General features: G+C 48.6%; 9 protein-coding genes and 3 pseudogenes. 9 read left to right on the top strand and 3 right to left on the bottom strand.

Annotated elements, in window-relative coordinates:
- The 3 genes and pseudogenes from E0D98_RS15265 to E0D98_RS28525 form a co-directional block, all read left to right on the top strand.
- The coding region (locus E0D98_RS15265) for an integrase arm-type DNA-binding domain-containing protein (RefSeq protein WP_205713022.1) at nt 1–1,223 on the top strand (1,223 nt) is incomplete at its 5' end.
- A 255-nt stretch (nt 1,224–1,478) separates the two neighbouring features.
- Nucleotides 1,479–2,468: pseudogene (locus tag E0D98_RS15260) on the top strand (tetratricopeptide repeat protein).
- Nucleotides 2,469–2,664: 196 nt separating this feature from the next.
- Nucleotides 2,665–2,894: pseudogene (locus E0D98_RS28525) on the top strand (hypothetical protein).
- Here the strand turns inward: E0D98_RS28525 and E0D98_RS15250 are convergent.
- Both E0D98_RS15250 and E0D98_RS15245 read right to left on the bottom strand, forming a co-directional pair.
- Nucleotides 2,881–4,383 (bottom strand): phosphoethanolamine transferase, encoded by a 1,503-nt coding sequence (locus E0D98_RS15250; protein WP_001376499.1) that lies wholly within the window; start codon nt 4,381–4,383, stop codon nt 2,881–2,883. The pseudogene E0D98_RS28525 and the gene E0D98_RS15250 sit on opposite strands and share 14 nt — an antisense overlap.
- A gap of 181 nt (nt 4,384–4,564) precedes the next feature.
- Nucleotides 4,565–5,305, bottom strand: a complete 741-nt coding sequence (locus E0D98_RS15245; protein ID WP_001367953.1) for an outer membrane beta-barrel protein — start codon at nt 5,303–5,305, stop codon at nt 4,565–4,567.
- 387 nt (nt 5,306–5,692) lie between these two features.
- On the opposite strand from E0D98_RS15245, the gene atoS reads away from it, so the two are divergent.
- The 6 genes from atoS to atoB all read left to right on the top strand — a co-directional run bounded on the left by atoS (nt 5,693) and on the right by atoB (nt 12,943).
- Nucleotides 5,693–7,519 carry a two-component system sensor histidine kinase AtoS gene (atoS, locus tag E0D98_RS15240; protein ID WP_001106664.1) on the top strand — a complete coding sequence of 609 codons (1,827 nt, stop codon included), beginning with the start codon at nt 5,693–5,695 and terminating at the stop codon, nt 7,517–7,519.
- Complete coding sequence (gene atoC, locus E0D98_RS15235; RefSeq protein WP_000125284.1) at nt 7,516–8,901, top strand: acetoacetate metabolism transcriptional regulator AtoC; 1,386 nt, start codon at nt 7,516–7,518, stop codon at nt 8,899–8,901. The genes atoS and atoC overlap by 4 nt, the downstream gene beginning before the upstream one ends.
- 195 nt (nt 8,902–9,096) lie before the next feature.
- Nucleotides 9,097–9,759: an acetate CoA-transferase subunit alpha gene (gene atoD, locus E0D98_RS15230; RefSeq protein WP_000850528.1), complete on the top strand. Its 663-nt coding sequence runs from the start codon at nt 9,097–9,099 to the stop codon at nt 9,757–9,759.
- A complete protein-coding gene (atoA, locus tag E0D98_RS15225; protein ID WP_000339054.1) occupies nt 9,759–10,409 on the top strand; it encodes an acetate CoA-transferase subunit beta in 651 nt (216 codons plus the stop codon). The genes atoD and atoA overlap by 1 nt, the downstream gene beginning before the upstream one ends.
- On the top strand, nt 10,406–11,728 hold the full coding sequence (locus E0D98_RS15220) for a TIGR00366 family protein (RefSeq protein WP_000580275.1): 1,323 nt from the start codon (nt 10,406–10,408) through the stop codon (nt 11,726–11,728). The genes atoA and E0D98_RS15220 overlap by 4 nt, the downstream gene beginning before the upstream one ends.
- A gap of 30 nt (nt 11,729–11,758) precedes the next feature.
- Complete coding sequence (atoB, locus tag E0D98_RS15215; protein ID WP_000786522.1) at nt 11,759–12,943, top strand: acetyl-CoA acetyltransferase; 1,185 nt, start codon at nt 11,759–11,761, stop codon at nt 12,941–12,943.
- A 409-nt stretch (nt 12,944–13,352) separates the two neighbouring features.
- Here the strand turns inward: atoB and E0D98_RS15210 are convergent.
- Nucleotides 13,353–14,006, bottom strand: a pseudogene (locus E0D98_RS15210) (IS66 family transposase); the annotation flags it as partial.
- Nucleotides 14,007–14,183 lie beyond the last annotated feature (177 nt).

Genomic DNA, 14,183 nt, shown 5'->3' with positions numbered 1-14,183 from the left:
ACAAGGCTTATAAACTCACTGACGGGGCTGGCATGTTCCTGCTGGTTCATCCTAATGGTTCCCGTTACTGGCGTCTCCGTTATCGTATTCTGGGTAAGGAGAAGACTCTGGCACTTGGTGTGTATCCAGAAGTTTCTCTCTCCGAAGCTCGTACAAAACGGGATGAGGCCCGAAAACTGATTTCGGAGGGGATTGACCCTTGCGAACAGAAAAGAGTTAAAAAAGTAGTCCCTGATTTACAGCTCTCTTTTGAACATATTGCACGACGCTGGCATGCCAGTAATAAACAATGGGCACAATCACACAGCGATAAAGTACTCAAAAGCCTCGAGACACACGTTTTCCCCTTTATCGGCAACCGGGATATCACAACACTCAATACCCCGGACCTGCTTATCCCTGTTCGTGCTGCAGAAGCAAAACAAATTTATGAAATCGCCAGTCGTCTGCAGCAAAGAATATCTGCTGTAATGCGTTACGCCGTACAGTCTGGCATCATCAGATATAACCCGGCTCTGGATATGGCTGGTGCATTGACCACAGTAAAACGCCAGCATCGCCCCGCTCTGAATCTTTCACGCCTGCCTGAACTTCTGTCGCGTATTGACGTTTATAAAGGCCAGCCTGTCACCCGGCTTGCCGTTATGCTGAATTTACTGGTTTTTATTCGTTCCAGTGAACTCAGATATGCCCGCTGGTCTGAAATTGATATTGACAATGCTATGTGGACTATTCCAGCCGAACGCAAACCTCTGCCAGGGGTAAAATTCTCACACCGGGGCTCCAAGATGCGAACACCACATCTTGTGCCACTCAGCAAACAGGCTGTAGCCATACTGACAGAACTTCAGACATGGGCTGGTGAAAATGGTCTGATCTTTACGGGAGCACATGACCCGCGTAAACCAATCAGTGAAAATACCGTAAATAAGGCCCTCAGAGTGATGGGGTATGACACAACCAAGGAAGTCTGTGGCCATGGATTCCGGGCGATGGCGTGCAGTGCATTGATTGAATCCGGCTTATGGTCAAGAGATGCGGTTGAACGTCAGATGAGTCATCAGGAGCGCAACGGAGTACGTGCCGCGTATATTCATAAAGCAGAACATCTGGAAGAACGTCGGCTTATGCTGCAATGGTGGGCAGATTTTCTGGATGCAAACAGGGAGGAGTGTATCAGTCCGTTTGAATATGCAAAAGTTAACAATCCACTGAAAAGGTGACTGAACACCATTTACACACATGCTCTTCCTCTTAAGGGGAAGAGCACCCGCCTCAATCAATTTCTTTTTTATGCCGGCGGAACCATCAGCCAGGCTGAGGTTCTCATTCAATAACTCAACGTCTTACCACAGAACAGGATTCACTGTATTATCATGGGCAACGTTAATCCCGGACAATAAAAGGACACCGATGCCAGGCATCACAATTTTTATAGCCTGCAGATTATGGTCCATCCTTTTTTACAGGTTCAGAATATGACTGGCAAATTACGCTTTGAAGTGAACGATAACCAGGGCTGTTTCATATTTCCGGAAACCTGGTTTGGCTCGTTGCTGGATGAGTTTGAAGAACTGATTGATGCATACGATGCGGATGAAATCAGCGAAACAAGTTACATCAACAAACTCAGGCGCCTTGCCCGACAGGAGAATGACTTTATTGATGTACACGCTCACTTGGCATACGTATTTCTGGAGCAGAATGCCCCGCGTAAGGCGCTGAATGCTGCCCTTAAAGGGCTGGCAGTTGGCAATCGTCTTATCCCTGAAGGTTTCAGTGGCAGAATCATCTGGATACATCCTGACAACCGACCTTTTCTTCGTGCCCTCTATGCGGCAATCCTGGCAAATGCACATTTACGGCGTCATCAGGATGCCATCATGCTCATTGAAAAAATACTGGATTACAATCCCGAAGATAATCATGGTGCACGCTGGCTACTGGGACCGGAACTGTTACGCACTGGCGCTCATGAACAGGCACGCCATATACTGCAGGAACATGCAGATGAATTTTCACCTTACTGGTATGAACTCGGCCTTCTGCATTTTCTTAATGGGGAACTGGTAAAAGCTGCAACTGCATTTCGTCGCGGCTTTGCGGCAAATACTTACATCGCAGAAATACTGTGCGGAAATCTGCATCCATTTCCACTTGCTGTATGGCATAACTTTTCAGGCGGTCCGGATACTGCCGAAGATTATTATGCCACATACCACCCGTTATGGGGGCAATATCCGGAAGCATTGCTGTTTGTAAACTGGCTCTATAATCATTCCTCTGTGCTGCATGAACGGGCAGAAATCATTAAATGCGCCGAAATGCTGATGCAGGAAGATGATTTCGAAATATGCGAAAGTATTTTAAGACAGCAGGAGAAGTTGCGTGAAAGAATTGATGAGACGCTTTCTGAGAAAATTGTATAGAAATGCAGAAATATGAATGGTGAATATGTCTGGCCCTAGATATTGCCGTTTTCAGCGGCAGGCATGAAACATACTGGCATACAGTATCAGTAGATATTGCATTAGTGTATCCTGCACACAAGTAATAATTTATCCACCAATAATAACACTGTTAATGTCCCCTTCCCCTGGTTGTCAGCCAGGGGTTATCTTCTGAATATTTCTTTTGAAAAGGATAACACAGTAAATTATTTTTATGAATTATCCCATGGACTCATTAACACCCTTTCATAATGCTTTGTTGTCAAACACGTTATGGCTGACATCAAAAAAACCGGATTTCCTCTGCCAGCGGGTAATCACCTCCCCGGTGTTTTCGGTTGGTCTGGTTACTCCAGTCTGGTAATTAGCAAGATAATCGATATAAACAGTGGAAAACTCATCGTACATAATCTGGTGATGAACATTACGCTTATTTTCCCCTGACCGGAAGAATCAGAGGCTGCGGTTTCAGACTGTCTGCCGGTACATTCCTCTCCCCGTTAAAAACCATAACGGGTTCATTATCTTCGTCTGTCAGCGGATTGAATGGCGGTATATTTTCAGTACGAATGCCGGTCAGCCACTGAAAAATACCTGCGAAATGACGGGCACTGATTTTCCTGCTGACGGACTGATGAGACGTGATGTCACTGGCGGTAATAATCAGGGGAACGCTGTAGCCTCCCTGCACATGACCATCATGATGAACAGGATTGGCACTATCGCTGACCGACAGCCCATGGTCAGAAAAGTAAAGCATGGCAAAATGACGGGAATGCCGGCGAAGGATACCATCAAGCTGACCGAGAAAGTTATCCAGTTTACTGATGCTGGCGAGGTAACAGGCAATCTTTCGGGGATACTGCTCCAGGTAATGATTCGGCCAGGAGTTAAGTCGGTCACACGGATTCGGATGAGAGCCAATCATGTGCAGGAAAATCACCTTCGGAGAGGATTTATCCGCCAGCGCACGTTCTGTTTCCTGTAACAACAACATGTCATCCGTTTTACGGGAAGCGAAGCTGCCTTTCTTGAGGAAAACGGTATGCTCCGCATCAGAAGCAATAACAGAGATGCGTGTGTCATGCTCCCCCAGTTTTCCCTGATTGGATATCCACCATGTGCTGTATCCTGCTTTTGCTGCCAGCGCCACCACGTTGTTGCCGGAGTCAGGGTTCTGCTCATAGTCATAAATCAGTGTCCGGCTCAGGGAAGGTACGGTGCTGGCTGCTGCCGATGTATAGCCGTCAATAAATAAACCGGGAGCCATATTCAGCCACGGTGTGGTTGGCACGGGATAACCATATACCGACATATAATCCCTGCGCACACTCTCACCAGTGACAATAACAATCGTGTCATATAACGGTACACCCGGCAGGATTTTCCAGTTGTCAGCCCCGTGCTGACTCAGTTGTTTATAACGCTGCATTTCACGCAATGTGTCAGTTGTCCCCACAACAGTTCCTTTAACCATCCGCAACGGCCAGCTGTTTACAGAGCATAATACGAACAGCAGCAGTGCCAGCCAGTTACGGTGACCGCGGTGGTGTGTCCGCCAGAAAATCACCATGAATACCAGAATCGCGGCACTGACCAGAAAATGATAAACAGGAATCATCCCGGTAAACTCTGCAGCCTCATCAGCCGTGGTCTGCAACAACGCGACAATAAAACTGTTGTTGATTTTACCGTACGTCATACCCGCAGGCGCATACAGTGCACAACAGAACAGAAATAACAGAGCTGTAATGGATGTAAGGGTATTTCTGTGTGCAAGGAGCAGAAGAAGGAACAGCAGCAACACATTCCCGGTGGCATTCTTCTCAGTGTATCCGCATGCAATTGTGGTTATTGCAGAAACAACAAAAAAGAATAAAAACAATAAAATCCGGGGTGTGTTGCCCGGACAAAACAATTTCCTGATATTCATCGGAGTATATCGACAACATTATTATGAAGAGAACAAGATAATAAAAATCAGAAATTATCTGTAAAACAGATAACCGACAACCCTGCAGTAATAGACTGCAGGGTATTTCTGTTTAATTGCAGAAGATATGCAATTATCTTAATTACAGAATATACGCAATTATCGTTCAGGAGCAGTGTCGTCAGAAGTTATAAGTCATACCAAGCATGATGTCATGACTTTTAACATCAACTTCTGACTTATATTTATCGCCCCACTCGTCCTTATAACTCACACTGGCATCACCTGCATCAAGATAGCGATAGCTGAGGTCCAGCGCGATATCCGGGGTGACGTCATAGCGGACACCTGCGCCAAGGCTCCATGCAAAGTTATCAGCAGAGCCTGAGCGTGACAACGATTCGCGACCACTGTTTCCGTACCCATAATCCCAGATACTGATACCGGTTGTTTTCTGGTGAACTCTGGCGTAGCCAATCCCTGCAGATATCCATGGTGTGAATGCGCTGTCATTCCGGAAGTCATAGTACGTATTCAGCATCAGTGTGTTGACTGACACTTCATTCTTCAGGTCATCACGCCAGTAACCACCTGACCAACTGTCTTTATCTACGTTATACTTCGAATCAGCTTTTCCACGAGCGTAAAACTCCAGTTCCGTACGAACCGGAATACTGAACTGCGGATAAAAATCATAACCAGCCGCGATACCGCCACTGAATACCGTATCATGGTCATCACCACCTTTATATTTGTCCGCCCACTCTCCTTCACCATCGATAAGACGCTGGTTGGAAAGAGATAAAACGGAAGTCCCCGCCTTACCGGTCATATAAAAACCTGTTTTGCTCTCATCAGCCAAGGCCTGGGCTGAAAACATACCCGCCATTGCAAATACTGAAACCACAATAACCTTTTTCATTTCAATCATCTCCGTTGGTTTTACCCTACCCGACAAAGAGGGGCACCTATTCTAAAACCATGCAAAAGACAGGGTAAAAAGAGAAATTTCGATCGAATCCATAAAAATAGTGATAGGTAACGGGTACTGCAGGAACAATCAGAAATGGAAGTTTGGGAAAGTGCCATAGCACTACGTCGTTGCTAACATAGAGGAACAGTGCTTTGTTGATAAGATCCTTTATACGACGAATCTATTGGATGAAAAATAAACTACGTAATCACCTGATTCTCACTGATATTGCCAATTCTGGTAGGATTGAGTGATTCTTCACTTACAAAACGATGCTCAGGAATATGATAATTGTTATATATCGATGTATACAGGACAATATTAGTGGATCTCAGCATGAATTATATAAAGTGGATTTACCCACGCCGCTTACGCAATCAAATGCTCCTGATGGCAATCCTGATGGTCATTGTCCCAACGCTTACTATTGGTTATATCGTAGAAACGGAAGGACGTTCAGCAGTCTTATCTGAAAAAGAGAAAATACTTTCTGCCGTGGTCAACCTGCTTAATCAGGCGCTAGGCAATCGCTACGATCTCTACATCGACTTACCGCGTGAGGAGCGTATCCGCGCATTAAATGCAGAACTTGCCCCCATTACCGAAAATATCACTCACGCCTTCCCTGGCATCGGCGCTGGTTATTATAACAAAACGCTGGATGCGATAATCACCTACGCGCCTTCAGCGCTATATCAGAATAATGTCGGCGTTACAATTGCCGCAGATCACCCTGGTCGCGAAGTCATGCGTACAAATACCCCTTTGGTTTATTCAGGCAGGCAGGTGCGCGGCGATATTTTGAATTCAATGATCCCCATTGAGCGTAATGGTGAAATCCTCGGCTATATCTGGGCCAATGAATTAACCGAAGATATTCGCCGCCAGGCCTGGAAAATGAATGTGAGGATTATCATTGTGCTCACCGCCGGTTTGCTGATAAGCCTGCTGTTGATTGTCCTTTTCTCCCGTCGCCTGAGCGCCAATATTGATATCATCACCGATGGCCTCTCGACTCTGGCACAAAATATTCCCACTCGATTACCACAATTGCCCGGTGAAATGGGGCAAATCAGTCAGAGTGTTAATAACCTCGCCCAGGCACTGCGTGAAACGCGGACACTTAACGATCTGATTATTGAAAACGCTGCCGATGGCGTCATTGCCATTGACCGCCAGGGTGATGTAACCACCATGAACCCGGCAGCAGAAGTCATCACTGGCTATCAACGTCAGGAACTGGTAGGGCAGCCTTACTCCATGTTGTTCGACAATACTCAGTTCTACAGTCCAGTACTGGATACGCTGGAACATGGCACCGAACATGTAGCGCTGGAGATCAGTTTTCCAAGTCGTGACCGCACCATTGAACTCAGTGTCACTACCAGTCGTATTCATAACACGCATGGTGAAATGATAGGTGCTTTGGTGATTTTCTCTGATTTAACTGCCCGCAAAGAAACCCAGCGCCGCATGGCGCAAGCAGAACGCCTCGCCACACTGGGTGAGCTGATGGCTGGCGTCGCGCATGAAGTACGTAATCCGCTAACGGCTATTCGTGGTTATGTACAGATCTTGCGCCAACAAACCAGCGACCTAATACATCAGGAATATCTGTCCGTAGTACTCAAAGAAATCGATTCAATTAACAAAGTTATTCAGCAATTGCTCGAATTTTCACGTCCACGCCACAGTCAATGGCAACAAGTCAGCCTCAATGCATTGGTTGAAGAAACTCTGGTACTGGTACAAACCGCCGGCGTACAAGCGCGGATCGACTTCATAAGCGAACTGGATAATGAATTAAGCCCGATTAACGCCGATCGTGAACTGCTCAAACAGGTACTGCTGAATATCCTGATCAATGCCGTCCAGGCTATCAGTGCACGAGGGAAAATTCGCATTCGAACCTGGCAGTACAGCGACTCACAACAGGCCATTTCGATAGAGGACAACGGCTGTGGCATTGATCTCTCGCTGCAAAAAAAGATCTTCGATCCCTTTTTCACCACCAAAGCCTCAGGAACCGGGCTTGGTCTGGCGTTAAGTCAACGCATCATTAATGCCCATCAGGGTGATATTCGCGTCGCCAGTTTGCCGGGCTACGGCGCAACCTTCACCCTTATTTTACCGATCAATCCGCAGGGAAATCAGACTGTATGACTGCTATTAATCGCATCCTTATTGTGGATGATGAAGATAATGTTCGCCGTATGCTGAGCACCGCTTTTGCACTACAAGGATTCGAAACACATTGTGCGAACAACGGACGCACAGCATTACACCTGTTTGCCGATATTCACCCTGACGTGGTGTTGATGGATATCCGCATGCCAGAGATGGACGGCATCAAGGCACTCAAGGAGATGCGCAGCCATGAGACACGGACCCCCGTTATTCTGATGACGGCCTATGCTGAAGTGGAAACCGCCGTCGAAGCGCTACGCTGCGGGGCCTTCGACTATGTTATTAAACCGTTTGATCTCGATGAGTTGAATTTAATCGTTCAGCGCGCTTTACAACTCCAGTCAATGAAAAAAGAGATCCGTCATCTGCACCAGGCACTGAGCACCAGCTGGCAATGGGGGCACATTCTCACCAACAGCCCGGCGATGATGGATATCTGCAAAGACACCGCCAAAATTGCCCTTTCTCAGGCCAGCGTCTTGATTAGCGGTGAAAGCGGCACCGGGAAAGAGTTGATTGCCAGAGCGATTCACTACAATTCGCGGCGGGCAAAGGGGCCGTTCATTAAAGTCAACTGCGCGGCGCTGCCGGAATCGTTGCTCGAAAGTGAACTGTTTGGTCATGAAAAAGGTGCATTTACTGGTGCACAAACCTTGCGTCAGGGATTATTTGAACGTGCCAACGAAGGTACTCTGCTCCTCGACGAAATTGGCGAAATGCCGCTGGTACTGCAAGCCAAATTACTACGCATTCTGCAGGAACGGGAATTTGAACGGATTGGCGGCCATCAGACCATAAAAGTTGATATCCGCATCATTGCTGCCACCAACCGTGACTTGCAGGCAATGGTAAAAGAAGGCACCTTCCGTGAAGATCTCTTTTATCGCCTTAACGTTATTCATTTAATACTGCCGCCTCTGCGCGATCGCCGGGAAGATATTTCCCTGTTAGCTAATCACTTTTTGCAAAAATTCAGTAGTGAGAATCAGCGCGATATTATCGACATCGATCCGATGGCAATGTCACTGCTTACCGCCTGGTCATGGCCGGGAAATATTCGAGAGCTTTCCAACGTTATTGAACGCGCCGTCGTGATGAACTCAGGCCCGATCATTTTTTCTGAGGATCTTCCGCCGCAGATTCGTCAGCCAGTCTGTAATGCTGGCGAGGTAAAAACATCCCCTGTCGGAGAGCGTAATTTAAAAGAGGAAATTAAACGCGTCGAAAAACGCATCATTATGGAAGTGCTGGAACAACAAGAAGGAAACCGAACCCGCACTGCTTTAATGCTGGGCATCAGTCGCCGTGCATTGATGTATAAACTCCAGGAATACGGTATCGATCCGGCGGATGTATAACGCCAAAACTTGCTATGCAGAAATTTGCACAGTGCGCAATTTTCTGCATAGCCGCTCATTCTCCTTATAAATCCCCATCCAATTTATCCCTTCATATTCAATTAGTTAAATAACAAAATCCAGTAATCTCATTCTGGCACTCCCCTTGCTATTCCCTGACTGTACCCACAACGGTGTATGCAAGAGGGATAAAAAATGAAAACAAAATTGATGACATTACAAGATGCCACCGGCTTCTTTCGTGACGGCATGACCATCATGGTGGGCGGATTTATGGGGATTGGCACTCCATCCCGCCTGGTTGAAGCATTACTGGAATCTGGTGTTCGCGACCTGACATTGATAGCCAATGATACCGCGTTTGTTGATACTGGCATCGGTCCGCTCATCGTCAATGGTCAAGTCCGCAAAGTGATTGCTTCACATATCGGCACCAACCCGGAAACAGGTCGGCGCATGATATCTGGTGAGATGGACGTCGTTCTGGTGCCGCAAGGTACGCTAATCGAGCAAATTCGCTGTGGTGGAGCTGGACTTGGTGGTTTTCTCACCCCAACGGGTGTCGGCACCGTCGTAGAGGAAGGCAAACAGACACTGACACTCGACGGTAAAACCTGGCTGCTCGAACGCCCACTGCGCGCCGACCTGGCGCTAATTCGCGCTCATCGTTGCGACACACTTGGCAACCTGACCTATCAACTTAGCGCCCGCAACTTTAACCCCCTGATAGCCCTTGCGGCTGATATCACGCTGGTAGAGCCAGATGAACTGGTCGAAACCGGCGAGCTGCAACCTGACCATATTGTCACCCCTGGTGCCGTTATCGACCACATCATAGTTTCACAGGAGAGCAAATAATGGATGCGAAACAACGTATTGCGCGCCGTGTGGCGCAAGAGCTTCGTGATGGTGACATCGTTAACTTAGGGATCGGTTTACCCACAATGGTCGCCAATTATTTACCGGAGGGTATTCATATCACTCTGCAATCGGAAAACGGCTTCCTCGGTTTAGGCCCGGTCACGACAGCGCATCCAGATCTGGTGAACGCTGGCGGACAACCGTGCGGCATTTTACCCGGCGCAGCCATGTTTGATAGCGCCATGTCATTTGCGCTAATCCGTGGCGGTCATATTGATGCCTGCGTGCTCGGCGGTTTGCAGGTAGACGAAGAAGCCAACCTCGCGAACTGGGTAGTGCCTGGAAAAATGGTGCCCGGTATGGGTGGCGCGATGGATCTGGTGACCGGGGCACGCAAAGTGATCATTGCCATGGAACATTGCGCCAAAGATGGTTCAGCAAAAATTTTGCGCCGCTGCACCATGCCGCTCACTGCGCAACACGCGGTGCATATGCTGGTCACTGAACTGGCAGTCTTTCGTTTCATTGACGGCAAAATGTGGCTCACCGAAATTGCCGACGGGTGTGATTTAGCCACCGTGCGTGCCAAAACCGAAGCTCGGTTTGAAGTCGCCGCCGATCTGAATACGCAACGGGGTGATTTATGATTGGTCGCATATCGCGTTTTATGACGCGTTTTGTCAGCCGGTGGCTTCCCGATCCACTGATCTTTGCCATGTTGCTGACATTGCTAACTTTCGTGATCGCTCTTTGGTTAACACCACAAACGCCGATCAGCATGGTGAAAATGTGGGGTGACGGTTTCTGGAACTTGCTGGCGTTTGGTATGCAGATGGCGCTTATCATCGTTACCGGTCATGCCCTTGCCAGCTCTGCTCCGGTAAAAAGTTTGCTGCGTACTGCCGCCTCCGCCGCAAAGACGCCCGTACAGGGCGTCATGCTGGTTACTTTCTTCGGTTCAGTCGCTTGTGTCATCAACTGGGGATTTGGTTTGGTTGTCGGCGCAATGTTTGCCCGTGAAGTCGCCCGCCGAGTACCCGGTTCTGATTATCCGTTGCTCATTGCCTGCGCCTACATTGGTTTTCTCACCTGGGGTGGCGGTTTCTCTGGCTCAATGCCTCTGTTGGCTGCAACACCGGGCAACCCGGTTGAGCATATCGCCGGGCTGATCCCGGTGGGCGATACTCTGTTCAGTGGTTTTAACATTTTCATCACTGTGGCGTTGATTGTGGTGATGCCATTTATCACCCGCATGATGATGCCAAAACCGTCTGACGTGGTGAGTATCGATCCGAAACTACTCATGGAAGAGGCTGATTTTCAAAAGCAGCTACCGAAAGATGCCCCACCATCCGAGCGACTGGAAGAAAGCCGCATTCTGACGTTGATCATCGGCGCACTCGGTATCGCTTACCTGGCGATGTACTTCAGCGAACATGGCTTCAACATCACCATCAATACCGTCAACCTGATGTTTATGATTGCGGGTCTGTTGCTACATAAAACGCCAATGGCTTATATGCGTGCTATCAGCGCGGCAGCACGCAGTACTGCCGGTATTCTGGTGCAATTCCCCTTCTACGCTGGGATCCAACTGATGATGGAGCATTCCGGTCTGGGCGGACTCATTACCGAATTCTTCATCAATGTTGCGAACAAAGACACCTTCCCGGTAATGACCTTTTTTAGTTCTGCACTGATTAACTTCGCCGTTCCGTCTGGCGGCGGTCACTGGGTTATTCAGGGACCTTTCGTGATACCCGCAGCCCAGGCGCTGGGCGCTGATCTCGGTAAATCGGTAATGGCGATCGCCTACGGCGAGCAATGGATGAACATGGCACAACCATTCTGGGCGCTGCCAGCACTGGCAATCGCCGGACTCGGTGTCCGCGACATCATGGGCTATTGCATCACTGCCCTGCTCTTCTCCGGCGTCATTTTCGTCATTGGTTTAACGCTGTTCTGACGGCACCCCTACAGACAGAAGGAATAAAAAATGAAAAATTGTGTCATCGTCAGTGCGGTACGTACTGCTATCGGTAGTTTTAACGGTTCACTCGCTTCCACCAGCGCCATCGACCTGGGGGCGACAGTAATTAAAGCCGCCATTGAACGTGCAAAAATCGATTCACTACACATTGATGAAGTGATTATGGGTAACGTGTTGCAAGCCGGGTTGGGGCAAAATCCGGCACGTCAGGCACTGTTAAAAAGCGGGCTGGCAGAAACGGTGTGCGGATTCACGGTCAATAAAGTGTGTGGTTCGGGTCTTAAAAGTGTGGCGCTTGCCGCCCAGGCAATTCAGGCAGGTCAGGCGCAAAGCATTGTGGCGGGGGGTATGGAAAATATGAGTTTAGCGCCCTACTTACTCGATGCAAAAGCACGCTCTGGTTATCGTCTTGGAGACGGACAGGTTTATGACGTAATCCTGCGCGATGGTCTGATGTGCGCCACCCATGGTTATCATATGGGGATTACCGCCGAGAACGTGGCCAAAGAGTACGGAATTACCCGAGAAATGCAGGATGAACTGGCGCTACATTCACAGCGTAAAGCGGCAGCCGCAATTGAGTCCGGTGCTTTTACAGCCGAAATCGTCCCGGTAAATGTTGTCACTCGGAAGAAAACCTTCGTCTTCAGTCAAGACGAATTCCCGAAAGCGGATTCTACGGCTGAAGCGTTAGGCGCATTGCGCCCGGCCTTCGATAAAGCAGGAACAGTCACCGCCGGGAACGCGTCTGGCATTAACGACGGTGCTGCCGCTCTGGTGATTATGGATGAATCTGCGGCGCTGGCAGCAGGCCTTACCCCCCTGGCTCGCATTAAAAGTTATGCCAGCGGTGGCGTGCCCCCCGCATTGATGGGTATGGGGCCAGTACCTGCCACGCAAAAAGCGTTACAACTGGCGGGGCTGCAACTGGCAGACATTGATCTCATCGAAGCTAATGAAGCATTTGCTGCACAGTTCCTTGCTGTAGGGAAAACCCTGGGCTTTGATCCTGAGAAAGTGAATGTCAACGGCGGGGCCATCGCGCTCGGGCATCCTATCGGTGCCAGTGGTGCACGTATTCTGGTCACTCTGTTACATGCAATGCAGGCACGCGATAAAACCCTGGGCCTCGCAACACTGTGTATTGGTGGCGGTCAGGGGATTGCGATGGTGATCGAACGATTGAATTAACAGCAGAAGCCACCTCCAGTCCATAGGAGGTGGTTTCACAGGCCTCATAAAAACTCGTCAGAGTGTAACTTGAGTCCTTACTGAAACAGGATTAGAGCAGAAGATGTTCATTTGTAAATATAATTGGAGAGACGAACAGCAATTAGAGAGAGTCGCCTCCTCCCAGTTATTTGTATAATTCATAAACACCATCTCAAATTCCTCACATCAAAATCCATTACGTTGCAGGAAACAGCAAAGGTTCAGGCTTATTTATCCGTCTCTGTTAAAACATCAGAAAGCAACGTACCGATGGGCAAAACGATTACATTCATTGTCAATAACTTATATCATCCACAAAAGGCCACGAAACGTTGCGCTGGTTGAAGGAAAATCGTAAGCGTCAACAGAGCGCCGTATTGACACTTATTTATCGGTGATAAACTACGTTCCATGGCAGCAGTTCGTCAACACGGTTGGAGGGCCATTCCGGCAGTACGCTCAGGATATGGCGCAGATACGCTTCTGGATCGATACCGTTCAACCGACAGCTCCCGATTAGTCCGTACAGCAGAGCTCCACGCTCGCCTCCATGATCGTTGCCGAAGAACATGTAATTCTTTTTCCCGAGACAGACGGCACGAAGCGCTCTTTCTGCTGTGTTATTGTCCGCCTCCGCCAGACCGTCATCACTGTAATAACAGAGGGCGTCCCACTGATTCAGGACATAGCTGAACGCTTCGCCCAGTCTGGATTTTTTCGACAACGTGCCATTCTTCTCCACCATCCATTCATGCAGCGACGTCAGTAACGCTTTGCTTCGCTGCTGCCTGGCTGCAAGACGTTCAGACTCCGGTAAGCCCCGTATTTCATCCTCGATGGCGTACAGTTCACTGATGCGCTTCAGAGCTTCTTCTGCCGTCGTACTTTTGCTGCTGATGTATACATCGTGGATCTTTCGCCGGGCATGGGCCCAGCACGCAACTTCTGTCAGTGCACCACCTTCACGTTCGGCACTGAACAGCCGATCGTAACCGCTGAACGCATCCGCCTGCAGGATACCCCGGAAGGGACAAAGGTGTTGGTCCCGGGACTACTTTAGGTCTTGGTTCACTAATAATTTCATTACTGTCAATAGCCGTAATCGCCATTGCAGGAAATAATAAAAAGTAAGTGTACTCTGACTGCGTATGTATCTACTTTGTGTAATGCAGGTGTCTATTGAAAATAATTCTTTTCGTGGGCATCTGTTGTATAAAAT

Origin of the sequence: Escherichia sp. KCJ4928 (assembly GCF_004352695.1) — a bacterium.
Taxonomy (GTDB): Bacteria; Pseudomonadota; Gammaproteobacteria; order Enterobacterales; family Enterobacteriaceae; genus ECMA0423.
Note: the sequence above shows the minus strand (reverse complement) of the source record. Positions and strands in the feature narration are given on the sequence as shown.

What these genes read in the sequence shown, in the direction of transcription:
- E0D98_RS15250 (WP_001376499.1), bottom strand. Translation starts at nt 4,383, where the DNA reads ATGAATATCAGGAAATTGTTTTGTCCGGGCAACACACCCCGGATTTTA.
- E0D98_RS15245 (WP_001367953.1), bottom strand. Translation starts at nt 5,305, where the DNA reads ATGAAAAAGGTTATTGTGGTTTCAGTATTTGCAATGGCGGGTATGTTT.
- atoB (WP_000786522.1), top strand. Translation starts at nt 11,759, where the DNA reads ATGAAAAATTGTGTCATCGTCAGTGCGGTACGTACTGCTATCGGTAGT.
- atoC (WP_000125284.1), top strand. Translation starts at nt 7,516, where the DNA reads ATGACTGCTATTAATCGCATCCTTATTGTGGATGATGAAGATAATGTT.
- atoA (WP_000339054.1), top strand. Translation starts at nt 9,759, where the DNA reads ATGGATGCGAAACAACGTATTGCGCGCCGTGTGGCGCAAGAGCTTCGT.
- atoS (WP_001106664.1), top strand. Translation starts at nt 5,693, where the DNA reads ATGAATTATATAAAGTGGATTTACCCACGCCGCTTACGCAATCAAATG.
- atoD (WP_000850528.1), top strand. Translation starts at nt 9,097, where the DNA reads ATGAAAACAAAATTGATGACATTACAAGATGCCACCGGCTTCTTTCGT.
- E0D98_RS15220 (WP_000580275.1), top strand. Translation starts at nt 10,406, where the DNA reads ATGATTGGTCGCATATCGCGTTTTATGACGCGTTTTGTCAGCCGGTGG.